At 69.5% G+C, this 26,487-nt stretch carries 25 protein-coding genes; 7 read left to right on the top strand and 18 right to left on the bottom strand.

Annotation, left to right across the window (positions count from 1 at the left end):
* Position 1 precedes the first annotated feature (1 nt).
* The 6 genes from LF262_RS14550 to LF262_RS14525 all read right to left on the bottom strand — a co-directional run bounded on the left by LF262_RS14550 (position 2) and on the right by LF262_RS14525 (position 6,146).
* Positions 2 to 1,477, bottom strand: coding sequence for a dihydroorotase (locus LF262_RS14550; protein ID WP_235781122.1), 1,476 nt, complete (start codon positions 1,475 to 1,477; stop codon positions 2 to 4).
* A complete protein-coding gene (locus LF262_RS14545) occupies positions 1,474 to 2,268 on the bottom strand; it encodes an aspartate/glutamate racemase family protein (RefSeq protein ID WP_235781121.1) in 795 nt (264 codons plus the stop codon). The genes LF262_RS14550 and LF262_RS14545 overlap by 4 nt, the downstream gene beginning before the upstream one ends.
* Before the next feature lie 34 nt (positions 2,269 to 2,302).
* Complete coding sequence (locus LF262_RS14540; RefSeq protein WP_235781120.1) at positions 2,303 to 2,950, bottom strand: GntR family transcriptional regulator; 648 nt, start codon at positions 2,948 to 2,950, stop codon at positions 2,303 to 2,305.
* Positions 2,951 to 3,061: 111 nt separating this feature from the next.
* Positions 3,062 to 4,402 carry an MFS transporter gene (locus tag LF262_RS14535; RefSeq protein ID WP_235781119.1) on the bottom strand — a complete coding sequence of 447 codons (1,341 nt, stop codon included), beginning with the start codon at positions 4,400 to 4,402 and terminating at the stop codon, positions 3,062 to 3,064.
* Between the two features lie 155 nt (positions 4,403 to 4,557).
* Positions 4,558 to 5,403, bottom strand: a complete 846-nt coding sequence (locus LF262_RS14530) for an NAD-dependent epimerase/dehydratase family protein (RefSeq protein WP_235781179.1) — start codon at positions 5,401 to 5,403, stop codon at positions 4,558 to 4,560.
* Positions 5,404 to 5,570: 167 nt separating this feature from the next.
* Entirely contained in the window at positions 5,571 to 6,146 is a 576-nt protein-coding gene (locus LF262_RS14525) for an NADPH-dependent FMN reductase (RefSeq protein WP_235781118.1), read from the bottom strand.
* Between the two features lie 99 nt (positions 6,147 to 6,245).
* Here LF262_RS14525 and LF262_RS14520 point away from each other — a divergent pair, with 99 nt between their 5' ends.
* On the top strand, positions 6,246 to 6,782 hold the full coding sequence (locus tag LF262_RS14520) for a MarR family winged helix-turn-helix transcriptional regulator (RefSeq protein WP_235781117.1): 537 nt from the start codon (positions 6,246 to 6,248) through the stop codon (positions 6,780 to 6,782).
* A gap of 9 nt (positions 6,783 to 6,791) precedes the next feature.
* Positions 6,792 to 8,198, top strand: a complete 1,407-nt coding sequence (locus LF262_RS14515; RefSeq protein WP_235781116.1) for a DUF1731 domain-containing protein — start codon at positions 6,792 to 6,794, stop codon at positions 8,196 to 8,198.
* 118 nt (positions 8,199 to 8,316) lie between these two features.
* On the opposite strand, the gene LF262_RS14510 is transcribed toward LF262_RS14515, so the two are convergent.
* Positions 8,317 to 8,859, bottom strand: coding sequence for an acyl-CoA thioesterase (locus LF262_RS14510; RefSeq protein ID WP_235781115.1), 543 nt, complete (start codon positions 8,857 to 8,859; stop codon positions 8,317 to 8,319).
* 32 nt (positions 8,860 to 8,891) lie between these two features.
* Positions 8,892 to 10,802: a propionyl-CoA synthetase gene (locus tag LF262_RS14505; RefSeq protein ID WP_308190543.1), complete on the bottom strand. Its 1,911-nt coding sequence runs from the start codon at positions 10,800 to 10,802 to the stop codon at positions 8,892 to 8,894.
* A 187-nt stretch (positions 10,803 to 10,989) separates the two neighbouring features.
* On the opposite strand from LF262_RS14505, the gene LF262_RS14500 reads away from it, so the two are divergent.
* From LF262_RS14500 to LF262_RS14485, 4 genes are read left to right on the top strand one after another with little or no spacing between them, the layout of a single operon-like run.
* Positions 10,990 to 11,631 (top strand): GntR family transcriptional regulator, encoded by a 642-nt coding sequence (locus tag LF262_RS14500; protein WP_235781114.1) that lies wholly within the window; start codon positions 10,990 to 10,992, stop codon positions 11,629 to 11,631.
* Positions 11,632 to 11,650: 19 nt separating this feature from the next.
* Positions 11,651 to 13,171: an MmgE/PrpD family protein gene (locus LF262_RS14495; RefSeq protein WP_235781113.1), complete on the top strand. Its 1,521-nt coding sequence runs from the start codon at positions 11,651 to 11,653 to the stop codon at positions 13,169 to 13,171.
* Positions 13,172 to 13,193: 22 nt separating this feature from the next.
* Positions 13,194 to 14,099: a methylisocitrate lyase gene (prpB, locus tag LF262_RS14490; protein WP_235781112.1), complete on the top strand. Its 906-nt coding sequence runs from the start codon at positions 13,194 to 13,196 to the stop codon at positions 14,097 to 14,099.
* Positions 14,100 to 14,132: 33 nt separating this feature from the next.
* The gene (locus LF262_RS14485; protein ID WP_235781111.1) at positions 14,133 to 15,284 is read left to right on the top strand and encodes a bifunctional 2-methylcitrate synthase/citrate synthase; all 1,152 of its coding nucleotides are present in this window, start codon (positions 14,133 to 14,135) and stop codon (positions 15,282 to 15,284) included.
* A gap of 27 nt (positions 15,285 to 15,311) precedes the next feature.
* On the opposite strand, the gene LF262_RS14480 is transcribed toward LF262_RS14485, so the two are convergent.
* The 10 genes from LF262_RS14480 to LF262_RS14435 form a co-directional block, all read right to left on the bottom strand.
* On the bottom strand, positions 15,312 to 15,794 hold the full coding sequence (locus LF262_RS14480) for an 8-oxo-dGTP diphosphatase (protein ID WP_235781177.1): 483 nt from the start codon (positions 15,792 to 15,794) through the stop codon (positions 15,312 to 15,314).
* Positions 15,795 to 15,807: 13 nt separating this feature from the next.
* Entirely contained in the window at positions 15,808 to 16,776 is a 969-nt protein-coding gene (gene xerD, locus LF262_RS14475; RefSeq protein WP_235781176.1) for a site-specific tyrosine recombinase XerD, read from the bottom strand.
* Between the two features lie 80 nt (positions 16,777 to 16,856).
* Positions 16,857 to 17,534 carry an NUDIX domain-containing protein gene (locus LF262_RS14470; RefSeq protein ID WP_372462784.1) on the bottom strand — a complete coding sequence of 226 codons (678 nt, stop codon included), beginning with the start codon at positions 17,532 to 17,534 and terminating at the stop codon, positions 16,857 to 16,859.
* 4 nt (positions 17,535 to 17,538) lie between these two features.
* Entirely contained in the window at positions 17,539 to 19,365 is a 1,827-nt protein-coding gene (gene pyrG, locus LF262_RS14465; RefSeq protein WP_308190542.1) for a CTP synthase, read from the bottom strand.
* An 84-nt stretch (positions 19,366 to 19,449) separates the two neighbouring features.
* On the bottom strand, positions 19,450 to 21,198 hold the full coding sequence (gene recN, locus LF262_RS14460) for a DNA repair protein RecN (protein ID WP_235781109.1): 1,749 nt from the start codon (positions 21,196 to 21,198) through the stop codon (positions 19,450 to 19,452).
* Positions 21,195 to 22,214 carry an NAD kinase gene (locus LF262_RS14455; protein ID WP_235781108.1) on the bottom strand — a complete coding sequence of 340 codons (1,020 nt, stop codon included), beginning with the start codon at positions 22,212 to 22,214 and terminating at the stop codon, positions 21,195 to 21,197. Before LF262_RS14455 ends, recN begins: the two co-directional genes overlap by 4 nt.
* Positions 22,211 to 23,041, bottom strand: a complete 831-nt coding sequence (locus LF262_RS14450) for a TlyA family RNA methyltransferase (protein WP_235781107.1) — start codon at positions 23,039 to 23,041, stop codon at positions 22,211 to 22,213. Before LF262_RS14450 ends, LF262_RS14455 begins: the two co-directional genes overlap by 4 nt.
* A 2-nt stretch (positions 23,042 to 23,043) precedes the next feature.
* The gene (locus tag LF262_RS14445; RefSeq protein WP_235781106.1) at positions 23,044 to 23,199 is read right to left on the bottom strand and encodes a hypothetical protein; all 156 of its coding nucleotides are present in this window, start codon (positions 23,197 to 23,199) and stop codon (positions 23,044 to 23,046) included.
* A gap of 41 nt (positions 23,200 to 23,240) precedes the next feature.
* On the bottom strand, positions 23,241 to 24,221 hold the full coding sequence (locus tag LF262_RS14440) for an HAD-IIA family hydrolase (protein WP_235781105.1): 981 nt from the start codon (positions 24,219 to 24,221) through the stop codon (positions 23,241 to 23,243).
* A 1-nt stretch (position 24,222) separates the two neighbouring features.
* Positions 24,223 to 25,281 (bottom strand): tetratricopeptide repeat protein, encoded by a 1,059-nt coding sequence (locus LF262_RS14435; RefSeq protein ID WP_235781104.1) that lies wholly within the window; start codon positions 25,279 to 25,281, stop codon positions 24,223 to 24,225.
* Positions 25,282 to 25,299: 18 nt separating this feature from the next.
* Here LF262_RS14435 and LF262_RS14430 point away from each other — a divergent pair, with 18 nt between their 5' ends.
* On the top strand, positions 25,300 to 26,049 hold the full coding sequence (locus tag LF262_RS14430; protein ID WP_235781103.1) for a hypothetical protein: 750 nt from the start codon (positions 25,300 to 25,302) through the stop codon (positions 26,047 to 26,049).
* Positions 26,050 to 26,487: the final 438 nt, after the last annotated feature.

The raw sequence follows: 26,487 nt of genomic DNA, 5'->3' as shown, positions 1-26,487 counted from the left end.
GTCAGTGGCCCTCCGTGAGAGACGGGGATACGGCCATATAGGCCCCTGTCTGGAAAGCGCGGTGGCCCGCGCGGGGCACGAATCGGCCGACCGGGCCCGGATCGTGGAAGCCGTCCCCGTCCAGGACCACCAGGCCGCCAGCGACCACTGTCTTCGGCCAGCCCCGCAGCTGGCGCCCATGGAACGGCGAGAAGTCGGTGCCCATGTGGAGTCCCTCACCATCGACTGTGCGCGCCTCCGCCGGGTCGAACACGACCAGGTCCGCGTCGTAGCCGGGGGCGATGGCGCCCTTGCCGGGGAGCGCGTTGATCCGGGCCGGACCCGCCGTGAACAGCTCGACGAACCGCTCGAGGAGGCCCGCGCCGTCGTGCGCGCCCTGCGCCTCCCAGCCCTCGGCGAGGGCCGTGAAGGCCACCGGCATGCGCGTCTCGACGCCTGGCAGGCCGTGGGGCATCTGCCGGATGTCGTCGGTTCGCTCGCGCTTCTGGGTGAGGTCATAGCACGAGTGGTCGCTCGAGACAGTGTGGACCGATCCCTCTGCGAAGCGCTCGAGCACTGCGGCGACTGTCTCCGGCGAGCGCATGGGCGGGCAGCACGCGTACCACTCCGGGAACTGCGCGGAGTACACGCCGTCGTCGAGGACGAGGTAATGGGGACATGTCTCGGAATACGCCGCGATGCCGCGTGCCCGGGCTTCCGCGACGAGGTCCACGGCTCCGGGCGTCGACTGGTGCACGAAGTAGACCGGCGCGCCCGTGTACTCGGCAAGCGCAAGGACCTCACGGACTGAGGCCTCCTCGGCGAGTTCTGGCCGGGTCTCGTGCAGGTGCTCGATCCCGATCTCCCCCGTCTCGGCATGGGTCTGCGTGCAGGCAGCGATGATGGCGTCGTGCTCGGCGTGGATGTAGGTCAGCCCGTCGAGCCGCACCATCTCGCGCATGACCTTGAGGACCGTGTCGTTGTCCGCCATCGTCGTGCCCCGGTTGGTCATGTACATCTTCACGCTCCGGATCCCGAGGGCCGCAAGCTCCTCGAGCTGGGCTGGCACGGTCTCGTCCCATTCGATCACCGAACCGTGGAGGGCGACGTCGCACCGCGACTCAGCGGCGAGCGCGAGCTTGTTCCTCGCGGCCTCGAGCGGGGTCTCGGTGGAGTCCCGGGGGATGCCGAAGTCAAGGATCGTCGTCGTGCCACCCCACAGCGCCGCCATGGAGGTCACGCCATAGTCATCGAGCGTGCGGAAGCGCCCGGTGATCTGGGCGACGTGGCAGTGGCCGTCGATCCCGCCCGGGATCACGGCGCGACCGGTGGCGTCGACCACGCGGCTCGCCGCGGGGACGGGTTCACCAGCGTCAACGACTGCCGCGATCCGTCCGCCATTGACAACCACGTGGGCGTGCTGGCTTCCCGTCGCGTTGACAACGAGGCCGCCGGAAATGACGAGGTCTGCGACGTCGGGAACACGTTCGACAGTCATGAGGCGGTCCCGGAAACAGCGAGGCGGGCAGACTGCGCCGCATCGATGGCGGCGTTGAGGGCTGGCGAGAGTCCGGCACGGTGCTTGAGGGGAGGAGCTGCGAAGGAACCTGCGCGATGGGAGCCGGAGGCAAGACCGACAACGGCCTCGACGAGCCGGACCCCGGCGCCGATCCCATCGACCACCGGCACGGGGATCTCGTCCGCGACGTCCCGGGCCAGGCCTGCGAGCGGCGCGCCTGCGAGGATCACGACGTCGGCCCCGTCCTCCGTGACGGCAAGCCGCGCAAGCTCGACCAGCGTCGGGCGGAAGTCTTCCTGGACGCTGCCGATACCGCGCAGGGCCCCCTTGATGGAGCGGATCGATGCGAGCCGGCCGCCGAACCCGAACCGTTCGACGCAGTCGCGGTACCAGGCCGTGATGCGGTCCGAGATGGCGATGATCGAGAAGCGCTGGCCCTGGAGGGCTGCAGCGCAGAGCGCAGCCTCGGTGATGCCGACGACGGGCACGTCAGCGAGTTCCTTCAGGGCCGGCATTCCGGGATCGCCGAAGGCCGCAACGACGACGCCGTCGACTCGGTTCTCGGCGTCCCCGGCGGCGTGCTCGGCGATGATCTCGGCGACAGCCCCCGCGGCGACGAGCGATTCGAAGCGTGTCTCGATGTACTCGACGCCGTGGCCCGCGGTGCGGACGACGACCTCGGTTCCGGGGGCCGCTGAACGCTGCGCCTCCGAGCGGATCAGTGCGGTGACGTCCTCGCTGATGTTGGGGTTGATGACAAGAAGTCTCATGGGTGTTCCTTGGGTCTTGGACCGTGCCGGACGTTCAGACCGTGTCCGGATACTGTTCTCTGTACTTCCCGATGTGCTTGGCGGACTGGGCGGCGGCGCGCTCGGCGTCTCCGCTCGCGATCGCCGCGAGCAGGTCTCGGTGCTCCTGGATCAGCTCGGGAAGGTCTGTCACATGGCGGAAGAGCCAGTGCATGCGGCCTTGGAGGGGCTCAAGGGCGGTGCGGAGGAAGGGGTTGTCCGCGATGGCCGTCACCTCGTCGTGGAACTCGCTGTTGTAGCGGTGGGCCTCGTTGACGCTGCCCCGCGCGAGGGCGTCCGCGGCTGCGTCCAGGAGGGCCTCGAGCCTGGCCATGTCCTCGGGCGTAGCCCGCTGGGCGGCGAGGCGGCACGCGAGCACCTCGAGGGAGGCCCGCACATCGAAGAGGTCCTCGACGTCCTTCTCGCTGAGCCCGGCGACGACGGAGCCGCGGGTGGCCCGCTCGGCGAGCAGCCCTTCCTGGAGGAGCATCCGCAGCGCCTCCCGGACCGGGAGCCTCGAAACATTGAATTCGGCGGCGAGGTCACGCTCGATGAGGCGGGTCCCCGGGGCGTAATAGCCCTCGAAGATCCTCGTCCGGAGGGTGTCGCGGATGACCTCCCGCAGAGGGCGATCGCGGAGGGATTCATCGACTGGCTGTGCCATGGAGCGCTCCTCGTGGTGTGTGGCCGGCGCCTGTCCGGCGCGGCTCCCTCGTGGTCCATTCGACCATGGAGGTGGGGGGCGGGCGGCACGTGCGCCCCCCACCTCCGTGGATCAGACGGGCAGGCGCTTGCTGTAGTCCAGTGCCAGCACCGAGACGCCCATGACGATCGCCGAGGCGACGAAGTACAGCAGGGCCCACGTGTAGCCTCCCGTTGCGCCGACGATGAAGCCGACGGCGATCGGGGTGACCATGCCCGCGATGTTGCCGCTAAGGTTCATCGCCCCGCCCAGGACGCCGGCGTTCGTGCGGCCGCCCAGGGTTGCGGGGACGGCCCAGAAGAGGCCGACCCAGCGCAGGAAGAAGAGGACGACCGAGAGCAGCACGACGGCGGTGATCGGGTCGGGGACGATCGTGACGGCCACAAGGCCGCCGGCCACGAGGACGCTCGAGATGCCGAGGAGCGTGCGCATGACGACGTTCGCGCCGAGGCCGCGGCCGCGGAGCTTGTCGGCAAGCGCGCCGCCGAGGATCTCGCCGATGAAACCCGCTCCAAAGATCACGAAGGTGGACCAGCCGATGGTCTTGAGGTCGAAGCCCTTCGCCTGGGAGAGATAGAGCGGGCCCCAGGTGAGGAGGCCGTAGAACACGCCGTTGAAGCCGAGCCAGCCGAGGCACATGGCCCAGAAGGAGCGGAACTTGAGGTACGGAAGCAGGGCGCGGCGGGAGGTGCTCCCGGCGGCCTTGGCCGCCTCGTCCTCAGCACGGTGCGAGGCCTCGATGTACTCGGCCTCGGCGTTGTTGACCGCCTTGTGCGCTCGCGGGTTGTCGCGGATGTACCACCACGTGGCGAAACCGAGGAGCACGGTTGCGATGCCTGCAATGACGAACGCCGCGCGCCAGCCGCCCGCCGCCGCGATGAGCCACGTGATGAGTATGCCGCCGACGCCAGCCCCGAGGGGCGCCCCGGCGTCGAGGATCGTGGCGCCGCGGCCGCGCTCCTTGGTGTGCATCCACAGAGCGTTGAGCTTACCGCCCGCCGGCATGATGCCGGCCTCGGCGACGCCGATGCCCATGCGGGCGATGAACATGCTCACGAAGCCGCCAGCCATGCCCGACGCCGCGGTCGCCGCGCCCCAGCCGACGCAGGAGGCGGTGATGACCTTCCGGGGGCCGAAGCGGTCGATGAGCCAGCCGACCGGGACCTGCATGAAGGCGTAGGTCCAGAAGAAGGCCGAGAGCAGGAGGCCCACGAGCTCAGGCGAGAGGTTGAACTCCTTCTGGATGATCGGCAGGGCCACGGAGATGGAGCCGCGGTCGACGTAGTTGACCGTGACCAGGACGAGGAGCAGGACGAACAGCTTCCAGCGCACATTGCTGCGCTTGGCCTTGCCTGGGGCCTCGCCCTCAGCAGCCGGGCCGGACTGGTCCGTGGTTTCTTCTCGAAGGGACATGCGTCCTCCTTCACAACGATGGGAAGGTGGCTCCCGGATGCCGTGGGAGCCTGCCCGAACGGGCGCTGCGCAACTGCGTTCTTTTTGGGATCCCAATTTGGGATCCTAAATCGGAATCCCTTCGTCGGGTGCAGAAGGGCCGCACGAGAAGTGGCTCAGACGTGGTGCCGCCAGGAATGCTGGGGCTCGTAGCCAAGAAGCCTCCGGGCCTTGTCGATGCCGAGGAGAGTCTCCTGCTCGGCGAGGTCCTTCGTGACCCGCACGCCGGGGAAGACCTCCTCCGCGAGCGAGGCCGAGCTGCGCGACATGACAGTGTCCGCGGCCGCGATGATGTAGGCCTCGAAGCCCGGGCGTGCCGCCTCGAGCGCCCGCTCGACGGCTTGGGCACCGTCCCGGGCGTCGATGTATCCCCACAGGTTCCATTTCCGCTGTAATGGATCCGCGTCGAAGGACGGGAAGGCGGCGTAGTCCTCAGGCACCATGACATTGGAGAACCTGAAGGCGCTGATGCTCAGCTCGGGGCCCCAGCGGCACAGCTGGATGGCCATCTGCTCTTCGAGGTGCTTGACGAGAGAGTAGGTGCTCTCTGGCCGCGCCTCATACTCCTCGTCGACGGGGATGTACGGCGGCGGGGTGTCGAAAGGCAGGCCCAGCACCGTCTCGCTGGAGGCGTACACGATCCGCTTGATCCCGGCGCGGCGGGCACCTTGGAACACGCTGTAGGTGGAGAGCATGTTGTTGCGGAACGTGGCCGTGTCCGGCGCGAGGCCCGGAGCCGGGATGGCCCCGAGGTGCACTACTGCATCGAGGCCGTCGTGGCGGTCGTCCACGCCCGCGAGTGCGTCGGCGACGTGGCCGTAGTCTGTGAGGTCGGTCCGGATGAAACCGGGATCCCGCTCCCCCGCGATGTCGAGGTTCCAGACGGCGTGGCCCGCCTCGCGCAGATGGGCCAGCACCACGCGGCCCAGCTTGCCGCTTCCGCCAGTGAGCGCAATGTCCATACGTCTGACTCCCTTCGCTGCGGCGCCGAGGCGCGCCACAGCCATGCTCTCAGCGTTCCGGGCTGGCGGCTACCCGGGGTGGCCCCGGGATACAGACGACGGCGGCACCCATGGTGAGCCGGAAAGCTCACCCGGGTGCCGCCGTCGTGGGAAGCGGATGCGTGCGATCAGGCGACGGCAGCGGCCGCGCGAACGGTCTCGAGCGCCTTCGTCCAGCTGACGAGCTGGTCGATCATCGGGTCGACAGAGGCGGCCTGCAGCTCGGTCGGGGCGAAGGTGGAGAAGTTCTCGAAGTCGCCGAAGAGGGAGAACATCCCGGTCTTCTGGACGTGGGCCACTTGGAGCTCCGAGAGGATGGCGCGCAGGTGCTCGACGGCGCGGACGCCGAATGCCGAGCCGTAGGAGACGATGCCGGCGGCCTTGTTGGCCCACTCCGCGTTGAGGTAGGAGAGCGCGTTGGCGAGGGCCGGGGCGACGGAGTGGTTGTACTCGGGCGTGACGAAGATGAAGCCGTCGAACTCGTCGATGCGGGCCGAGAACGCCTTGGTGTGCTCGTTGCTGTACTGCTGGTAGCCGGCCGGGACGGCCTCGTTCAGGAGCGGAAGGTGGAAGTCGGCGATGTCGACGAGCTCGAACTCGACCTCGGGCTGGCGCTCCTGCGCACGGGCGAGGGTCCACTCGGCAACCTGGCGGTTGTTGCGGCCGGGGCGCGTGCTGCCGGTGATGACTGCGATCTTGCTCATAGGGGAACTCCTTATTGACGCATCAATCAAAACTTGATGTTTCAACTAGACCACGTCATAATTGATGTGTCAAATACACCTCGGGACCAAGGAGCACCTGTGACCACGCCTGCTGAGACCGAGGTCCGTCCGCGCTGGCTCGACGACCGCGAGAAAGACGTCTGGCTGGCACTGCGCCGCCTCATGTGGGGCCTCACACCCGCGATCGACCGACAGCTCACCCGGGAATCGAACCTGTCCGGACCCGAGTACTCCGTGCTCGCTACCCTCTCCGAATGCCCCAACGGCGTGCTGCGTTCCGGCACCGCCGCGCACGAGCTCGGCTGGGAGCGCAGCCGGCTCTCCCACATCCTGCGCCGGATGGAGGCCAAGGGGCTCATCCACCGCACCTGCTCCGCGGACGACGCCCGCGGACAGGACGTCCACCTTACCGAGGCCGGCCGCGCCGCGATCGTCGAGGCGGCTCCCGGACACGTGGAGTTCGTCCGCCGGACGGTCTTCGATCCCCTCACCCCCGACCAGCAGGACATGCTCGGTGAGGCCTGCGCGCGCATCGCCGCCGCAATCGCCGCCATCGACGGCACCCCTGAGGGAACTACCGAAGGGGCTGCCGAGGAATGCGAGGCGGATCACTAGACTGGCACGGTGACCTGGCATCGAACGGCCTCGCAATGGTTCCAGCTCCCGGCAGGCGTGCTGTGGGACGTAGTGAGCGACCTGCGCCGCTGGCCCGACTGGAACCCCGCGGTCGCCGAGGCGGATCTCGACGGCCCACTCGCTGAGGGCGCCACCGGCCATTACGCTCCCTCGCGGCGCATGCTCGGTGCCCTCCACCGCCGCACAGCCCCCGCCTTCACCGTCACGCACGTGGAACCCGGGCGCAGTCTCGTCCTCAGACAGCCCCAGCCGGGCGGCGGCCAGGACATCGTGTGGTCGCTGGAGGAGCGCGACGGCGGCACCGTCTTCACGCAGCGCGTCTCGCTCGACGGCCCCCTCGAGCAGCAGTTCGGCCTCACCGCGGGCGAGCCGCTCGTGCGCGGCTTCGCGGCCCAGTGCGCGCGCCTCTACCGCCTGGCAGTTCCGGCACGCCCGGGTCCTTCGCACGACGCCGCGCGGCCCGGCCCGCTCACTGTCGTCGCCGGGGGCAACGGCTACCTCGGAACGCTGCTCGCCTCAGACCTCGTGTGCTCGGGGTACGACGTGGCGCTCCTGACCCACTCGTTCAGGCCTTCCCCCTTCCGCCAGATCGTCTGGGATGGGAAGAGCGCTGGCGACTGGAGCACCCAGCTCGGCGCCGAGGAGCGCTTGAACCTGGTGAACCTCGTGGGGCTGAGCCTGGACCGGCCGGGAACCCCCGAGAACCTCGAAAAGCTCCGAGCCTCGCGGGTAGAACCAACCCGCGCGCTCGTCGAGGCGAGCCGCACCTGGAACCGGGCGGTGGAGCGCTGGGTCCAGCAGAGTGCCGTCGGCATCTACGGCGACTCCCCCGAGCCCATGGACGAGTCTTCCCCTCCCCCGTCGAACGTGCCAGGACTGGCCGCAGTAGTGCGCGAGTGGGAGGACGCCTTCGACGGCGCGGCGGCATCGAACTCGATCGTGCTGCGCACCGCCGTCATCATTGAGCGCGACGCCGCGATCCTCTCCCGGCTCACGACGCCCGCTCGACTCGGTGCCGGCGGCCATCTCGGAACCGGGTCCCAATGGTTCAGCTGGATCCACATCACCGACTGGCTCAGGGCCGTGCGAGCCGGCCTGGGCCTGCCCCTCTCTGCCGCCGAGGGAACGCTCGAGCTGCCGAACGGCGTCGTGAACGCCACCTCTCCGCATCCCGTGCAGAACCGGGAGCTGATGGCCCACATCCGCGAGCTCGTCGGCATTCCGGTGGGCATCCCGGCTCCCGCCCCGCTCCTGCGAGCGGCGGCCGGCGTCCTGCGCACCAATCCCGCCCTGGCTCTGGAGAGTATTCGGGCGCTGCCCGGGGTCCTCAAGTCCGCCGGATTCGAGTTCCGATACCCGCAGCTCACCGCCGCGTTCCGCGAACTGGCCGCTTAGCACGCCGTCGGGATGAGGGATGGCTCGGCTGCTCGCGCGCTCCGCGCAACGCCCCAGATCAGGCCGTGAAATCCACCGCACCACGTCAGTGCGGCCGACCCGACTCGGCGCGCAGCCCTTACCAGAGGTGCGGCGCAGGCCGCCGGGTGCTCGGGAGCGCGTTCTCCTCGCGCCAGCGGTGGAGGAACTCGGGCAGAACGAGGCCCGTGGGCGGGCGTCCCGTCTCGGCGAAGATCTCCTCGTTGGAGACGGGGCCGCGCGCGGAGACGAGGCGTGTGGCGAGGTAGGCACGCGCGTAGACCTCGCTGTCGGCCACCATGCGCTGTTCGAAGAAGATGGCCTTCTCGTCGAAGCCGACGATCTTGGTCTCGATCGTGTAGGCCTGCCACAGCTGCAGCGACTTGCGGAACGTGATCGTCTCGAGATTGACCACGGGGCTCCAGCCCCGCGCGCGCATGCGGTCCCACGCCCCGGCCCGGACCATGAGGTCGAAGCGGCCGAGGTCCATGAGCGAGAAGTACATCCCGTTGTTGAGGTGCATGGCCACGTCGATGTCAGTGGGGAGCACGCGCATCTTCAGCGACGAGGTGGCCCAGAGGCTCAGTGGGCGTCGGCGGCGCGAGGCGAGCAGGAGGAGGAGTGTTCTGAGGAGCAGGTGCATGCCGCCATGTTACCCATGAGTAACCTGCGGCGTCATTCCCCCTTGAGAACCGGAATGAGGCGCTCGATCACGGAAGGGTCCTCAATCGTGGACGGCACACTGTACTCCACACCATCGGCGATCTGGCGCATGGTCTTGCGCAGGATCTTGCCGGAGCGGGTCTTCGGCAGCGCATCCACCACAATCGCCTGCTTGAAGTCCGCCACCGGTCCGATCTGCCGCCGCACGAGTGTCACGAGTTCCGGCACAAGCTCCTCCTCGCGCGCCTCCACCCCCGCCTTGAGGACCACGTAGCCGACGGCGCGTTGACCCTTGAGCGAGTCCTTGAGGCCGATCACCGCGCACTCTGCGACCGAGGGATGCCCTGCGAGGACGGCTTCGATGGCGCCCGTCGAGAGCCGGTGTCCGGCCACATTGATGATGTCATCGGTGCGGCCCATGACGAACACGTAGCCGTCCGCGTCCCGGTATCCGGAGTCGCCCGTGGCGTAGTAGCCCGGGAACGCCGTCAGATAGGAGGCGATGAAGCGCTCATCGTTGTGCCACAGGGTGGTGAGGGTCCCAGGCGGTAGCGGGACGCGCAGCACGATATTCCCCTCCTCTCCCGATTCGACCGGGTTGCCCGCGCTGTCGAGGATCTCGAGGTCGTAACCAGGCATCGGCACTGACGGGGACCCTGCTTTGAGCGGCATGTCCTCGAGGCCCCTGGGATTGCCGCAGATCGCCCATCCCGTCTCGGTCTGCCACCAATGGTCCACGACCGGGACGCCGAGCTTCTCCCCCGCCCACCGGTATGTCTCGGGATCGAGGCGCTCGCCGGCGGCGTAGAGGCGTACGAGCGAGGAGATGTCGTACCCGTCCAGCAGCTCGGCCTCCGGGTCCGCGCGGCGGATCGCGCGCAGGGCGGTCGGGGCCGTGAAGAGGACCTTGACACCGTGATCGCGGACGACGCGCCAGAAAGCGCCAGCGTCCGGGGTGCCCACCGGCTTGCCCTCGTACAGGACGGTCGTGGCGCCCGCGAGGAGCGGGCCGTAGACGATGTAGGAGTGCCCCACGACCCACCCGACGTCGGAGGCCGTCCACATGACCTCGCCGGGCCCGACCCCGTAGAGGTTCTTCAGCGTCCAGGCGAGGGCGACGGCGTGGCCGCCGTTGTCGCGCTGCACACCCTTGGGTGTTCCAGTCGTGCCGGACGTGTAGAGGACGTACAGCGGGTCCGAGGCCGCGACGGGGACCGGAGCGGCGGGCTCGGCCGAAGAGAGCAGCGCGTCGAAGTCCTGCCACTCGGGATAGTCAGCCAGCTGATGCGCGAAGCCCGGCCGGACCTTGACCACCACCGCGGTCTCGGGCATCTCCGCTATCTCAAGCGCCTCCGCGACCATCGGGAGGTACTCGACGCGGCGGTTGGGCTCAATGCCTCCGCTGGCGGTCACCACGAGCTTGGGACGTGCGTCCCTGATCCTGGCCGCGAGCTCGCGAGGGGCGAACCCGCCGAAGACGACGGAGTGGACAGCCCCGAGGCGCGCGCACGCGAGCATCGCGATGGCGGCCTCGGGAATCATCGGCATGTAGAGCACCACGCGGTCGCCCTTCCCGACGCCCTGTGCGGCGAGGGCGCCAGCGAACCGGGCCACGAGGCCGGTGAGCTCGGCGTAGGTGTACGTGCGCTGGACACCCAGGACAGCAGAATCGTAGATGAGCGCTGCGGCCTCGCCGCGCCCGGCGGCGACGTGACGGTCGAGCGCGTTGTACGCCGTGTTCAGGGTGCCCCCGGGGAACCATCGGTACAGCGGATGCTCGGTGGAGTCGAGCGCAGCGGACGGCGCGTCGTCCCACTCGACCGCCTTCGCAGCCTCGAGCCAGAAGGCATCCGGGTCCTCGATGCTCCTACGGTAGAGCTCGGCGTAGGCGGACGGCGTCGTCTCCCTCTTCGCGTTGGTCACTGTGGCGCTCCTCACCTCGGCGTGATGAGCCCAGACTAGGCCAGCATCGCTCGCTTCGACAAGGCCGATGTATACATTTATCCGAAAATTTCACCAAGAACCGGCTTGCAATTCCAAGTGGTCGCTGTCAATGTATACATAGCCCCTCGTGGGGAAAGATTCCGGGCAGTTCGGCGAGGAGGCAGCGATGAAGGCCAGTGACCGTGCCTACGCCGCCCTCCGCGAGGATATCGTCGAGTGGCGCCTCCCCCCGGGAACCGTCCTCGGCGAGGTCGAGCAGTCCGAACGGCTCGGGGTCTCCAGGACTCCGCTGCGTGAAGCGCTCGCGCGCCTCACCGCCGAAGGCCTCGCGTCGGCCCAGCGGGGACGGGGCGTCGTTGTCAGCGACATCTCCCTGGCCCACGTCGACGAGCTGTTCGAGCTGCGGGAGGCACTCGAGTCCAAGGCTGCTGCCCTTGCCGCGCTGCGGGGCGACCATGAGCGGTTCGCCGACCTGCGCGACCGCTTCGCCGCGGCGCCGACTCTCCTGACCGACGACGACCCGCAGCGGCATGAGTACTACGCCCTCGCCGCGCAGCTCGACGATGCGATCGACTCCTCGATCGCCAACTCGTTCCTCGCGCAGTCCCTCGAGGGCCTGCGCGTGCACCTCACCCGCGTGCGCCGCCTCGCGAAGGACGACGCCGCACGGCTGCGGCAGGCGGCGTCAGAGCATGCCGCCATTGCGGGCGCCATCGCCGACGGCAACGCCCATCTGGCCGCAGCGGCAACGGCCGTCCACCTGCACAACAGCCTGAACCACATCAAGTCCACCCACGCTGTCCCCTAACCATCCGAAGAGGTCTGACATGGTAGAGATGCACAAGGTCCGCGTCTACAAGAGCGAAGAGAACCTGCCGCGCGAGGAGCAGCTCGCACACAAGATCGCCAAGGTCGCTGCCGACCCGGTCGAGGTCAGCGACGAGGTCAGCGAGATGATCATCAACCGGATCATCGACAACGCCTCGGTAGCGATCGCCTCCCTCAACCGAGGCCCCATCGTGGCCGCGCGCGCCCAGGCTCTCAGCCACGCGCCGTCGTCCGGCGGCAAGGGCGCGCTGGTCTACGGGATCACGGACCGCGTCTCCCCCGAATGGGCAGCATGGGCCAACGGCGTGGCCGTGCGCGAACTCGACTACCACGACACGTTCCTCGCTGCCGAGTACTCGCACCCGGGAGACAACATCCCGCCGATCCTCGCGGTCGCCCAGCACGCGAGCTCCACCGGCCGCGACCTCATCCGCGGCATCGCCACCGGCTACGAGATCCAGGTGGACCTTGTGAAGGCCATCAGCCTGCACAAGCACAAGATCGACCACGTCGCCCACCTCGGCCCGTCGGCTGCAGCCGGCATCGGCACGCTCCTGGGCCTCGACATCGAGACGATCTTCCAAGCAGTGGGCCAGGCCCTCCACACGACGACGGCGACCCGCCAGTCGCGCAAGGGCGAGATCTCCACGTGGAAGGCCCACGCCCCTGCATTCGCCGGGAAGATGGCCGTCGAGGCCGTGGACCGCGCGATGCGCGGGCAGACGTCGCCTGTGCCGATCTACGAGGGCGAAGACGGGGTCATCGCCTGGATGCTGGACGGACCGGACGCGGCCTACGAGGTTCCGCTCCCGGCAGAGGGCGAGGCGAAGCGCGCGATCCTGGACACCTATACGAAGGAGCACTCGGCCGAGTACCAGGCGCAGGCCTGGATCGACCTCGCCCGCAAGCTGCACCGTGAGCACCCCGAGGCCATCAACCCGGACAATGTGGCCAGCATCCTCATCAGGACGAGCCACCACACGCACTACGTGATCGGCTCCGGTGCGAACGATCCGCAGAAGTACGATCCCACGGCTTCCCGCGAAACGCTGGACCACTCGATCCCGTACATCTTCGCCGTGGCGCTGCAGGACGGCACGTGGCACCACGTCGACTCCTACTCCCCCGAGCGCGCCGGCCGCCCCGACACGGTGGCCCTGTGGCACAAGGTCACCACCGAGGAGGACCCGGAGTGGACCCGCCGGTACCACTCGCTCGACATCTCCGAGAAGGCGTTCGGCGGCTCCGTGGTCATCACGCTGACCGACGCGACCGTGCTCGAGGACCAGATCGCCGTTGCCGACGCCCACCCGCTCGGCGCCCGGCCGTTCGGCCGCGAGCAGTACATCATGAAGTTCCGCACCCTCGCGTCGGAATCCGTCGCACCTGAGGAGATCGACCGCTTCCTCAGCGCCGTCCAGCGCCTGCCCGAACTCGGCGCCGGCGACCTCGACCAGCTCAACATCGTGGCTAAGGAGGGCGTGATCGACCTCGCCTCCGCGCCGCACGGTCTCTTCTGAGACTCTTCTGAGAGGACTGCCAATGCTCTACTCGACCACCACCCCCGAGCAGAAGAGGATCAGGCTGCGCGAGATCCTCGGCTCCGGCGCGCTCCAGCAGTTCCCGGGCGCTTTCAGCCCCCTCTCTGCCCGGCTCATCGAGGAGAAGGGCTTCCCCGGCGTGTACATCTCGGGCGCGGTTCTGGCCAATGACCTCGGCCTGCCGGACATCGGCCTCACGACTCTCACCGAGGTCGCCACCCGTGCCGGGCAGATCGCCCGCATGACCAGCCTTCCCGCGATCGTCGATGCCGACACGGGCTTCGGCGAGGCCATGAACGTGGCCCGGACCATCCAGGAGCTCGAGAACGCGGGCCTCGCAGGCATGCACATCGAGGACCAGGTGAACCCGAAGCGGTGTGGCCACCTCGACGGCAAGGCCGTGGTCGATCTCGACACGGCCCTCCAGCGCGTCCGGGCGGCCGCGGATGCACGGCGCGACCCGAACTTCCTCATCATGGCGCGCACGGACATCCGCGCGGCGGAAGGTCTCGACGCCGCGGTCGAGCGTGCCCGGGCGCTCGTCGACGCCGGGGCGGACGCCATCTTCCCCGAGGCCATGGGCAGCCTTGAGGAGTTCAAGGCCATACGCGGTGCCGTGGACGTGCCCGTCCTGGCGAACATGACGGAGTTCGGCAAGAGCCGGCTCTTCACGCGCGACGAGCTCGCGGGCGTCGGCATCAACCTCGTGATCTATCCCGTGACCCTCCTGCGCATTGCCATGGGCGCTGCAGAACGTACATTGGATAGCATCCGGGCGGATGGCACGCAAGAGGCCCAGGTGGAGAACATGTTGACTCGCTCCCGCCTCTACGAGCTGGTTGACTACGAGGCGTACAACCGCTTCGACACCGGCGTGTTCAACTTTCAGGTTCCCGGCCGATACTGAGACCACCGGGCCCACTGACGAAGGAGTCCTGCGATGACACAGGTGCCAAACACCGAAGAGATTAAGAAGGGCCTTGCCGGCGTGGTGGTGGACTACACCGCCATCTCAAAGGTCAACCCTGAGACCAACTCGCTGCTCTACCGCGGCTACCCGGTCCAGGAACTGGCGGCGCGCTGCAGCTTCGAGGAGGTCGCGTACCTGCTCTGGTACGGCGAGCTGCCCGCCGCGGAGCAACTTGCCGAGTTCGAGGCGCGCGAGCGCTCGGGCCGGAAACTCGACCCTGTCCTCAAGCAGGTCGTCGACGAGCTTCCCGCCACCTGCCACCCGATGGACGTCTGCCGCACCGCGGCCAGCGTCCACGGCGCCCGCCATCCCAAGGCGGGGGACTCCTCGCACGAGGCGAACCTCGCCAAGGCCCTTGAGCTGTTCGCCGCCATGCCGGCCGTTGTCGCCTACGACCAGCGCCGCCGCCGCGGCCAGGAGGCCATCGAGCCCCGCGACGACCTCGGCTACGCGGCCAACTTCCTGTGGATGGCATTCGGCGAGGAGGCCGCTCCCGAGGTGGTCCGGGCCTTCGAGGTCTCGATGATCCTCTACGCGGAGCACTCGTTCAACGCCTCGACCTTCACGGCGCGCGTTGTCACCTCCACGCTCTCCGATCTGCACTCGGCGGTGACCGCGGCCATCGGCGCGCTCAAGGGTCCGCTCCACGGCGGAGCCAACGAAGCGGTCATGGAGACGTTCGAGGAGATCGGGATCCGCACCGACGAGACGCATGAGCAGGCGAAGGTCCGCGCCAAGGCCTGGATGGACGAGGCGCTCGCGGCGAAGAAGAAGGTCATGGGCTTCGGCCATCGCGTGTACAAGCACGGCGATTCGCGCGTTCCGACCATGAAGGCAGCGCTGGACGACCTGATCGCCTTCTACGGCCGCCCAGAGGTCCTGGGCCTCTACGACGGCCTCGAGCAGTCCATGGACGAGGCGAAGGGGATCAAGCCCAATCTCGACTACCCGACCGGCCCGGCGTACCACCTCATGGGCTTCGACATCCCCACGTTCACGCCGCTGTTCGTGGCGAGCCGAATCGTGGGCTGGACCGCCCACGTCATGGAGCAGGCCGAGAACAACTCGCTCATCCGTCCGCTCTCGGCCTACAACGGCCCAGAGGAGCGGCACATCGACTGAGCCGGGCGGCGGGCGTCCTCGTCAGAGTCACTGGCCGAGGACAACGAAGCGGGAGACCGTCTCGTTGTCCTCGGCCATCTCTACGTAGAAGTCGGCCACCGTTCCGGCGAGCACGATGGGGAGCCAGTGGTCGGCGTCCTGCCACATGCTCTCCGCGGGCAGCGCTTCCACCGGGTACCACGCGGGTGCTATCTCATCGCTCTCCCCGATCTCGCCGGTCCACACGCTCGAGGTGAACATGGTGCACTCCATGTCCCACTCGGGGCGAAGGGGGAAGCGGAAGTCCACGGTTCCGGCGGGAACCAGCACGGCGGCGTCGAGCACGACGCGGGCCTCCTCCTCGAGCTCGCGGGCGGCGGCTTCCGCTGGGGTCTCCCCCGCCTCAATGTGCCCGCCCAGTCCCACAATCTTCCCGCGTCCGAATCCGCGCTTCTTGCGTCCGAGCAGGACCTCGCGGCCGCCGGGACCCTCGCGCAGCAGGAAGCACAGCGCCACCGGCGCGCCCATCAGCCCGCCCTCTCCATCAGCCGCGCGCCCTCGGGTGGGCGGCCGCGTAGACCTCGCGCAGTGTGTCGGCGGTGACGAGGGTGTAGACCTGCGTCGTCGTGACCGAGGCGTGGCCGAGGAGTTCCTGGACCACGCGGACGTCCGCGCCGCCCTCGAGCAGGTGCGTGGCGAACGAGTGCCGCAGGGTGTGCGGGGACACGTCCCGGTTGATCTGGGCCTTCTCGGCGACGTCCTTGAGGATCGTCCAAGCGCTCTGGCGGCTCAGGCGCCCGCCGCGAGCATTCAGGAACAGGGCGGGGGTGCCTGGGCCCTTCGCCACGAGTGCCGGGCGCGCGCGGACGATGTACGCGTCCAGGGCCCTCGCTGCAAAGGAGCCTATCGGCACGAGGCGCTCCTTGGAGCCTTTGCCGAACAGCCGCACGACCGCCGGGCCGCCGTCTGGGGCATCGAGCCTGAGGTCGTCGACGTCGAGGCCCACCGCTTCGCTGATGCGCGCACCTGTGGCGTAGAGGAACTCGAGGAGGGCCCGGTCGCGGAGACCTGACGGTGTGTCCGCGCCTGCCATTTCGAGGAGCCGCGCTACCTCGTGGACCGTGATCGCCTTGGGAAGCCGCTGGCCGGCCAGCGGTGGGCTCACGTCTGCGGCCGGGTCGTCCGGCGTCGTGCCCTCGAGCGCCCAGAAGCGGTGCAGACCGCGCACGGCGACCACGGTCCTGGCCGCCGAGCGCGCGGTGAGGGGACTGCCGCCGTCGGCCCCGTCGCGGAGCGCCTGTGCGAAGCCGCCCACGTGCCGCCGCTGAACGTCCGACGGCGCGTGGACACCCTCGCGTGCAAGGTAGGCCCCGTAGCGGGCCACGTCCCTGCGGTAGGCCGCAAGCGTGTTGGCCGCGAGGCCACGCTCCACCGCGAGGTGGCGCAAGTAGTCCTCGACCGCCTGGGCGAGGACCCGCGGGAGGTCTGCCGAGGCCTGCGTCTTCCGGGAGATGTCCTTCCCGGACGCGCCCTTCGGCGAACGGTCGAGGGCGGGTGCACCGGTGAGGTCGGGAGCCTGCACGCCCGTTCCGCTCAGCGCTGGGCCGGGTGCGCTGGCCACGGGGCCTCGCCGGGGCGGAGGGACGAGTATCCGTCGCGCCGTGCGGCGTCCGTGGCGAGGATCGCCACGACCGCGCTCGGGTTGTGGAGCTTTCCTTCGAGCACGGCGCGAACTGCGTCCTCGAGCTCCACCCACGCGAATTCGATCTCGGACTCCTCGTCGGTGCGCTTGTGCCGGTCCCCGTGTGGGATCTCGTTCAGGCCCTGGGCAAGGTAGATGCGGAGTGCTTCGCTGGAGGAGCCCGGCGAGGCGAAGTAGTCGACGAGGACGTGCCAGCTCTCTGCCGTCAGGTCCGCCTCCTCGGCAAGCTCGCGCACGGCGGCCCCGAGGTTCGACTCTCCGTCGACGTCGAGCAGGCCTGCCGGAATCTCCCAGAGGTCCATGCCCACCGGATGCCGGTACTGGCGCAGCATGAGGAGGCGCCCGTCCTCGTCCATCGGCAGGATCGCCACGGCGCCCGGATGCTCGATGTAGTCGCGGTGCAGCGCATCGGCGCCGTCTGCGAGCTCGAAGGCATCGCTGCGGACATTCCAGATGCGGCCGCGGTAGACCACGTCCGAGGACAGGACGTGCCGCTGGCTCGGCGCGTCGTCGACAGGGCCTGTCGGCACTGCCGGGTCGGCGCCGGGCCGCGGGGCGTGGGCGTCCACTGGCCTACTTGCCCTTGCCAGCGGCGATGCCCGCCTCGGCGGCCTCGGGCACGGTACCCTGGGGCGCGGCGGCTCCCGCCTGCGCTGGAGCCTTTGCCGCTCCGATCGCCTTCGAGGCCGGATCGGTGCGGCGCTGGGCTGCCGGCTGGTTCTGGTGCTCGAGGGCGGCCTTGACGAGGCCCGCGAAGAGTGGGTGGGGCCGCGTGGGCCTCGACCCGAGCTCGGGATGCGCCTGCGTCGACACGTAGTACGGGTGGACGTCCTTGGGCAGCTCAGCGAACTCGACGAGTTTGCCGTCCGGGGAAGTTCCCGAGAACTTGAGGCCCTTGGCCGCGATCTCCTCGCGGTAGGCGTTGTTCACCTCATAACGATGGCGGTGGCGCTCGGAGACCTTGGTTGTCCCATAGGTCTCGGCCACAACGGAGCCCTCGTCCAGGACGGCGTCGTAGAGCCCGAGCCGCATGGTGCCGCCCATGTCTCCCCTGCCCTCGACGATGTCGAGCTGCTCGGCCATCGTGGCGATGACCGGGTACTTCGAATCCGGCTCGAACTCGCTCGAGGAGGCACCCTCAAGGCCCACCACGTTGCGCGCGTACTCGATCACCATGCACTGCAGGCCGAGGCACAGGCCCAGGGTAGGAAGCTTGCCCTCACGCGCCAGGGTGAGGGCGCCGAGCTTGCCCTCGAGGCCCCGGATCCCGAAGCCGCCGGGGACCAGGATCGCGTCGACGCCTGCGAGGGCCTTCTGGGCGCCTGCAGGGGTCTGGCATTCATCCGAGGCGACCCAGCGGATGTTAACCTTGGCGTCGTTCGCGAAGCCGCCCGCGCGGAGCGCTTCGGTGACCGAGAGGTACGCGTCGGGAAGATCGATGTACTTGCCGACGAGCGCGATCTCGACCTCATGGGCCGGGTGGTGGACAACCTCGAGCAGGCGGTCCCACTTGGTCCAGTCGACGTCCTTGAAGGGCATGTCGAGGGCACGGACGATATACGAGTCGAGGCCCTGCGCGTGCAGCACCTTGGGGATGTCGTAGATGCTCGATGCGTCAGGGCAGTTGATCACGGCGTCGGTGTCGACATCGCACATGCGGCCGATCTTGTCCCGCATGGTGTCCGGAATCGCGCGGTCCGAGCGGACCACGATTGCCTCGGGCTGGATACCGATCGAGCGCAGCGCCGCAACGGAGTGCTGGGTCGGCTTGGTCTTGAGTTCCTGGGACGGGCCGATGTACGGGACGAGGGAGACGTGGACGAAGAACACGTTGCCGCGGCCCACGTCCTGGCGGACCTGGCGGGCCGCCTCGAGGAACGGCTGGGACTCGATGTCACCGACCGTGCCCCCGATCTCAGTGATGATCACGTCCGGGGCGTTCTCGTCCTCGGAGGGCAGTCGCATGCGCCGCTTGATCTCATCGGTGATGTGGGGGATGACCTGCACGGTGTCGCCGAGGTACTCGCCGCGGCGCTCCTTGGCGATCACGGTCGAGTAGACCTGGCCCGTGGTCACGTTGGCCGAGCCGTCGAGGGATTCGTCGAGGAAGCGCTCGTAGTGGCCGATGTCGAGATCCGTCTCGGCGCCGTCCTCGGTGACGAAGACCTCGCCGTGCTGGAAGGGGTTCATCGTACCGGGATCCACGTTGAGATAGGGATCGAGCTTCTGCATCGTCACGGAGAGGCCACGGCCGCGCAGCAGGTGACCGAGGCTGGAAGCCGTCAGGCCCTTCCCGAGCGAGGAGGCCACGCCACCGGTGACGAAGATCTGCTTTGTCGTCTTGGCGGAGTCTGAGAAACGGGAATGAGTTCGCTGCACCACGGAATTCGAGCATATCACCGTTCTCAGCACCAGCCCTGACGCACCGGGCGTGTCAACCGTGAGCCTGCACTCACCTCGCAGCTCCCAGCCACTCCCTTCGGCTCAGCGGGCGGTCGCCGCCCTCGCGGACTGGGCGTCCTCGAGGAGTTCGAGGGCGTGGGCCCGGGCGCTGGCGGAGTCCTCCTGGCCAGCCAGCATCCGTGCAAGCTCGACGACGCGCTCCCCCTCCTCGAGGACGCGGACATCACTCGAGGTGACGCCCTCCCCGCCGCTGGCATCTCGGCCGGCCACCACCGAGGTCTTGATCACGGTGATGTGGCGGTCGGCGAACGCGGCGACCTGCGGCAGGTGGGTGACGACGAGGACCTGGACGTTCCGTGCGAGCATCGCTAGACGGCGGCCAATCTCAACGGCCGCCCGCCCGCCCACGCCGGAATCGACCTCGTCGAACACGAACGTCGGCACCGGGTCCACGGCGGCGAGGACCACCTCGATCGCAAGCATGACACGAGAGAGCTCGCCGCCCGAGGCGCCCTTGCCCAGCGGCCTCGCAGGCGCACCCGCGTGGGGCTGAAGGAGGATCGCGACCGTATCCGCGCCGTCCGGTCCGAGCTCCCCGGTTTCCCCGACGTCGACCTGGAGCGTCGCGTCCGGCATCGCCAGGGCCGTGAGCTCCTCGCTGACGCACTCCGACAGCTCGGCGGCGGCCGCGCGACGTGCATCGGTCATCTCTGCCGCCAGTGCGCGGAGCCGGGCCTCATCCTCCGCGATCTGCGCCGCGAGCGATTCGATCCTGCCGTCGTCGTCCTGGAGTTCGAAGAGCCGCTTCTGGCCCTGCTCGGCCCACGCGATGACCTCGTCGAGCGTCGGGGCGTACTTGCGGGTGAGCCCGCCGAGTGCGGCCCGGCGCTCCTCCACCTCGGCGAGCCGCCCCGGGCCCTCGGTATCGAGCGACGTCGCGTAGCTCGCGAGCTCCTGGGCGATGTCGTTCAGGATGTAGCCGACCTCCGCGAGCCGTTCCGCGGAACCGGCGAGGGCGGCGTCGTGCTCCGCGACGTGCTCGAGGGCCCGGCGCGCGACGTCCACCAGCGTCGTCGCGTCCGAGCCCTCGCCGAAGTCCTCGGCCAGAATCGCCTCGTGCGCCTGCTGGGCCGCGAGGCGCAGCGCCTCCGCGTTGGCGAGGCGGCCAGACTCTGCCTTGAGCGCCTCGTCCTCGCCCGGCTGCGGATCGACCCCGGCGATCTCGGCAAGCGCCGCCTCGAGGGACTCCGCCTCACGGATCCGCTCCCGGGAGGATGAGACGAGGTGCTCGAGCTCGCGGCGTGCTGCGTTCCACTGCGTGTAGAGGGCGGCGTAGTCCCTGCGCATGCGGGCAAAAGGCTCCCCGGCGAAGGTATCCAGGGCATGCCGCTGCGCGGCGGGGCCCTTCAGGCGAAGCTGCTCGGACTGGCCGTGGATCACCACCAGCTGGGCGCCGACCTCGGCGAGCACGCCCACTGGGGTCGAACGGCCGCCCACGTGCGCGCGGCTGCGTCCGTCCGCGCCGACGGTGCGTGCCACGAGGAGCTCGGCCGCGCCGTCGTGCTCCTCGATGTCCGCTCCCGCCTCCTCGGCCCGCACGACGGCGGCGTGGCCCGGCTCCAGCCGGACGGTTGCCTCCGCGACGGCCGACTTTGCCCCCGTGCGGACCGCGCCCGCGTCCGAGCGACCTCCGAGCAGGAGTCCGAGGGCCGTCACGACCATCGTCTTCCCGGCGCCCGTCTCACCCGTCACAACGCTGAGCCCGGGGCCCAAGGGGAGGGAGGCGTCGGTGATGACGCCAAGGTCGTGGATGCGCAGTTCCTCGATCATGCGTGCTCCTGGCTCGGTTCCTCGCCGCCGGTCGCGTCCTCATCTGCCCCTTGGCTCCACGCGATGGGCGGGACCTCGGGGACCATAGGCCCTGGCTCCCCGAGGGGCGCTCCGGGCACCGGTCCGCGCCACCCATGGATCGGCAGCTCGAACTTCCGCACGAGGCGTGCCGAGAACGGGGTCGTGCTGGTCCTCGCGAGCCGGACCGGATCCCGCGACTTCGTCACTTCGACGCGGGCCCCCGGCGGCAGGTCCACGGAGCGCCGGCCGTCGCACCACAAGACGGCATGCGCGTCGGTGCGCCCCAGGATCTCGACCGCGAGGGTCGAGCGGGGCGAGACGACGAGTGGCTTGGCAAACAGGGCGTGCGCGCTGATCGGCGTGATGAGGAGGGCCTCAACCTCGGGCCAGACGATGGGGCCGCCAGCTGAGAACGCATACGCGGTGCTGCCGGTGGGCGTCGCAAGGACGATCCCGTCACAGCCGTAGGAGGTGAGGGGCTTGCCGTCGACCTCCGTGACCACCTCGATCATGCGTTCGCGGCTGGCCTTCTCGATCGCGGCCTCGTTGAGCGCCCACGTGTGCGCGATCTTGGCCCCGCGGTGCCATACCGTGACGTCGATGGTCATGCGCTCCTCCACCGAGTAGCTGCGCGAGGCGATCCATTGGACAGTCTGCGCGAGATCGGCCCGCTCGCTCTCGGCCAGGAAGCCCACATGACCGAGATTCACTCCCAGCAGCGGCACATCCACGTGGCGCACCAGCTCGGCCGCGCGGAGGATCGTCCCGTCGCCGCCGAGGACCATGACGAGCTCGATGTCCGCCAGTCCCACGTCCTGGCCAATCACCTCGGTGGGGTGGTCGAGCCCGTTGAAACGGGCCTCGAGCTGCGCCTGCTGGCCTGCCGGCATGACCGGGGAAAGCCCCGAGCCGTAGAGCTGCGCGGAGGCCTCGCGCGTCGCCTCCATAGAGTCCTCGCGCCCCATGTGTGCCAGCAGCAGAATGCGACGTGTCATGCTGGAGCCTCCTTCGGATCGGGCGCCGGCCAGGACGCGGCGACCCACCAGGACGCCTCGGCCACCGTGGGCGCTGGGTGGGTCCCGGGCCCAGTTGGCCGGCCGAGCCACAGGAAGTACTCGAGGTTGCCGTCCTGCCCGGGCAGCGGGCTCACGATGAGCCCCCTCAGGGTGAGCCTCGCACCGGCCGCGGCCTCCGCCACTCCGGTGACCGCGCGGCGTCGCTCGCTGTCCGAACTCACGACGCCGCTCTTCGCCAACCGCTCACGGCCCACCTCGAACTGTGGCTTGACCATGACGAGGAGGTCCCCGCCGGGAGATGTGCAGGCAGCGAGCGGGCGCAGCACCAGCGTGAGCGAGATGAACGACAGGTCCGCGACTGTCAGCGCCACGGTACCGCCAATGTCCGAGGGAGACAGCTCCCGGACATTGAGGCCCTCTTGGACGCGGACTCTGGGATCGGCCCGCAGGGAGTCGACGAGCTGGCCGTGCCCGACGTCCACGGCCACGACCTCCGCAGCACCACACTGCAGGAGTACGTCCGTGAAGCCGCCGGTGGATGCTCCCGCGTCGAGGCAGCGGGCGCCCTTCGCGTCGATCGCTGGGAAGGCGGCGAGGGCTCCGGCGAGTTTGTGGCCGGCCCTGCTCACGTAGCGGTCATGCTCGGTGGCTTCAACCTGGATTGCGGCGGCGTCCCCCACCGGCGCCGCTGCCCTCGCCACTGTGGTGCCGTCCACGCGCACGGCACCGTCCGCGATGAGCTTCGCCGCGTGCGTGCGTGAGCGGGCGAGGCCCCGCAGCACGAGTTCGAGATCGAGCCGGGGCACCGCTAGTCCGCCGGCTCCGTATCGAGGATGTCCGCGAGGGCGGCGTGGAATGCCTCGAACGCGTCCGCCTGGTCCGAGAGCGGAAGTCCGTCCGCGGCGTCGAGGGCCGCGAGGGCGGCCTCCGCCTCAGGCTGAAGCAGCTGTGGGTCCTCGCTCATGCTCCCCAGCTTATCGAGGCGAGAGGATGATGTGCGTCAGCCTAGGCGACCCACGCAATCTCGGGCTCCGCGGGTCCCTCTGCATCGGGGTATGCTGACCACCACGCCGCGCAGGCGGCGCGCCAGGTGTTCAGGTCCTCACGCGCGCCCGAGACTTCGAGCCTGCCCTGCACGGCCCGGGCCGAGGCAGAGCCGGCCCGCCACGCGCCGTCGTCCTCCACTGCCTCAGGGTAGGGGCGGAAGAAGTCGTCGAGGGTGCCGAGGATGAAGTTCGGGCGTTCGGCCGCGCGGGCGGCGAGGATCGACTCGCGCGTGTCGACACCGGTCAGGACCACCGCGGTGGCGAAGCCGGCCCGGTTGCCGCCGAGAATGTCGGTGTCCAGCCTGTCGCCTACCACGACGGGACGGCGTGCTCCAAGTCGCTCTGCCGCCGCGATGAACAGCGGGGCCTCGGGCTTGCCGGCGACGAGCGGCTCCCTCCCCGTGGCGGAACGCACCGCGGCGACAAGGGCTCCGTTGCCGGGGGCCAAGCCGCGCGCCTGCGGGATCGACATGTCCGTGTTGGTCGCGACCCAGTGGGCACCGGCCGCAACCGCGTACGCAGCCTCCGCGAGATCCCTCCAGCCCAGATCGGGGCTGAAACCCTGGATCACGGCCTCGGGCGCGGCGTCGGCCGAGCGTACGGGCTGCAGGCCGCGGCCCTCTACCTCGCGGGCCAGGGCCGCACTCCCCGTCACGAGCACGCGCGTACCGGCCGCGACCATCTTCGCCAGCAGTTCTGCGCCTGCCTGGGCCGAACTCACGACGTCGTCATCCTCGGCGGGCGCGCCAAGCTCGCGGAGGTGTGCCGCGACCTCAGCGGACGTGCGCGACGCATTATTGGTCACGTAGCCGAGCCGGACGCCACGCGGGGCGAGGGCCCGGAGGGCCTCGACTGCGCCAGGAATGGCATGGGAACCGGTGTAGACGACGCCGTCCAGATCAGACAGGACAGCGTCGAATGCCTCGATGAAGTCCTCCATGCTAAGCGCGGTCGTCCCCGTGGCCGCGGTCGACATCATGAGTCGACGCGGCATCGAGGCCGGACTCGGCGTCGCGGGGTGCCTCAGAAGCTGGCGCCTCGGAAGCGTGGCCCTCGGCCGCCGCCTGTTCCTCCGGAGTGGACACGTGCATCCCGATTTCATCCTCGGCCAACCCGGACTCGGGCTCGTCGTCGGACATGGCGTCCTCCTCGGCCGACGGTACAGCCGCCCGTGCATCCGACGGGGCAGACTCGCTTCGCTCGGCCGCTTCGTCCTCGCCGCCGTCCTCCAGATCCTCGGAGCCGCCGGGGGCAGCCGCGGCAGCGCGGGCACGGCGCTCCTCGCGCTCGCGGCGCTCCTCTTCCTCGTCCCAGCCGAGGTCCACGATCTCGGGCTCCTCGAACTCGCCGACGCCGAGGGCCTTCTCGGCGACACCGATCTGCCGGTACCACTTGGCTGCCTCAGGGGCACGGCCAGCCGCTGACAGGGCGTCGGCGTAGGCCTCGAACAATCGCGGGCTGAAGGAGAACGCGCGGTTGATGTCGAGCTGTGGGATCTCGAGCTCCTCCACGGCCCCCTCGAAGTCACGCATGTCCGCCCGTGCGCCGGAGGCGACGATCGCCAGCTCGACCTTGCCGGCGTTGTCCAGCATGTCCTTGGCATCGGAGCGCACGAGCTCGAGCGCCTTCTCAGGTCGGCCCAGACCGCGCTCACAATCGGCCATGTGCGCAACATGGATGCTTGAGCCCGTGATGCGGCGGAATGTCCGGAACTCTCGCAGCGCGTCGTCGTAGCGGCCCGCTGCGTAGGCTGTCATGCCGACCGCCTCGCGGACGGCACCGATACGGCCGCCGCGGCGGCTCGCTGCCAGCGCGTGCTGGTAGGCGGCCTCCGGATCACTGTCGATCAGCCGCCCAGCCATCACGAGGTGCTTCGAGACCCAATCGCTGTTGTTGCCCTCAAGTGTGCGCAGCTGTCCCAGGGTTGCGCGGTCAAGCTCACGGCCGGTCACATCGGGGTCGATCTCGGGCGAACGCTCTCGGTCCGCGCGGTTCGACACCCGGAGGTCTGCTGCGTTGTGGCGAGCAGTACGGTCCTCGTGGCCGCCATTTCCGTGCTCGCGCTCATGGGGCCCATGCGCGCCGCCCTCCCGGTCAAAGCGCCGCGGACCGCGGTCATCACGCTGGGGCCGATCACCGTAGGGACGGCGCCCCCCGCGGTCCTCGCGCTGCGGCCGATCACCGTAGGGACGGCGCTCGCCCCGGTCATCACGCTGGAAGGAACGGCGCTCGCCGCCCTCCCGGTCAAAGCGCCGCGGACCGCGGTCGTCGCGCTGCGGCCGATCGCCGTAGGGGCGGCGCTCGCCGCGGTCGTCGCGCTGCGGCCGATCGCCGTAGGGACGGCGCTCGCCCCGGTCCTCGCGCTGCGGCCGATCACCGTAGGGACGGCGCTCGCCCCGGTCATCACGCTGGAACGGACGGCGCTCGCCGCCCTCCCGGTCAAAGCGCCGCGGGCCGCGGTCGTCGCGCTGCGGCCGATCGCCGTACGGACGGCGCTCGCCCCGGTCATCACGCTGCGGCCGATCGCCGTACGGACGGCGCTCGCCCCGGTCATCACGCTGGAACGGACGGCGCTCGCCCCGGTCATCACGCTGGAAGGAACGACGCTCGCCGCCCTCCCGGTCGAAGCCCCGGGGGCTGCGGTCGTCGCGCTGCGGCCGATCACCGTAGGGACGGCGGCCACCGCGGTCATCACGCTCGAACGGACGGCGCTCGTCGCCCTCACGCTTGCCGTAGGGGCGCCGGTCGCCGCGCTCACGGTCGAATGAGCCGCGGGCTCCGCGGTCATCGCGCTGGAAGCCGCGCCGATCCCCGCCATCACGGTCGCCGGACGGGCGGCGATCGTTTCGCTCGCCATAGCCTCGATCGCGGTCGAACGGCCGGCGCTCACCGGACTGTTCGCCCTGCTGCTCGTCTCTGGCGCGATCGCGGAAGCCACGTGGTCGGCCGCCGGAGTTACTCGTTCCTCGGAACGGACCACCGAAACGATCGGAACCCCGGCCACCACCTGAACCGCCGCGGGGACCATTGAATCCTCGTCCTCCGGGACCGCGTCCGTTCTGCTCTGCCATGGTGGCTCCTCTTCCTGGGTTCCTTTGATCGGCGACCTGTCGGCCGCTTCTCGTCACTATGCGTTTCTGAGGCCGGGGGTTCCGGCATACCTGACTTCAAGTCTACGTGGCGCCACATCCTCGTGGTGTGGCTCT

The sequence above is a fragment of the Sinomonas notoginsengisoli genome, from assembly GCF_021554725.1.
GTDB lineage: Bacteria > Actinomycetota > Actinomycetes > Actinomycetales > Micrococcaceae > Sinomonas > Sinomonas notoginsengisoli.
Note: the sequence above shows the minus strand (reverse complement) of the source record. Positions and strands in the feature narration are given on the sequence as shown.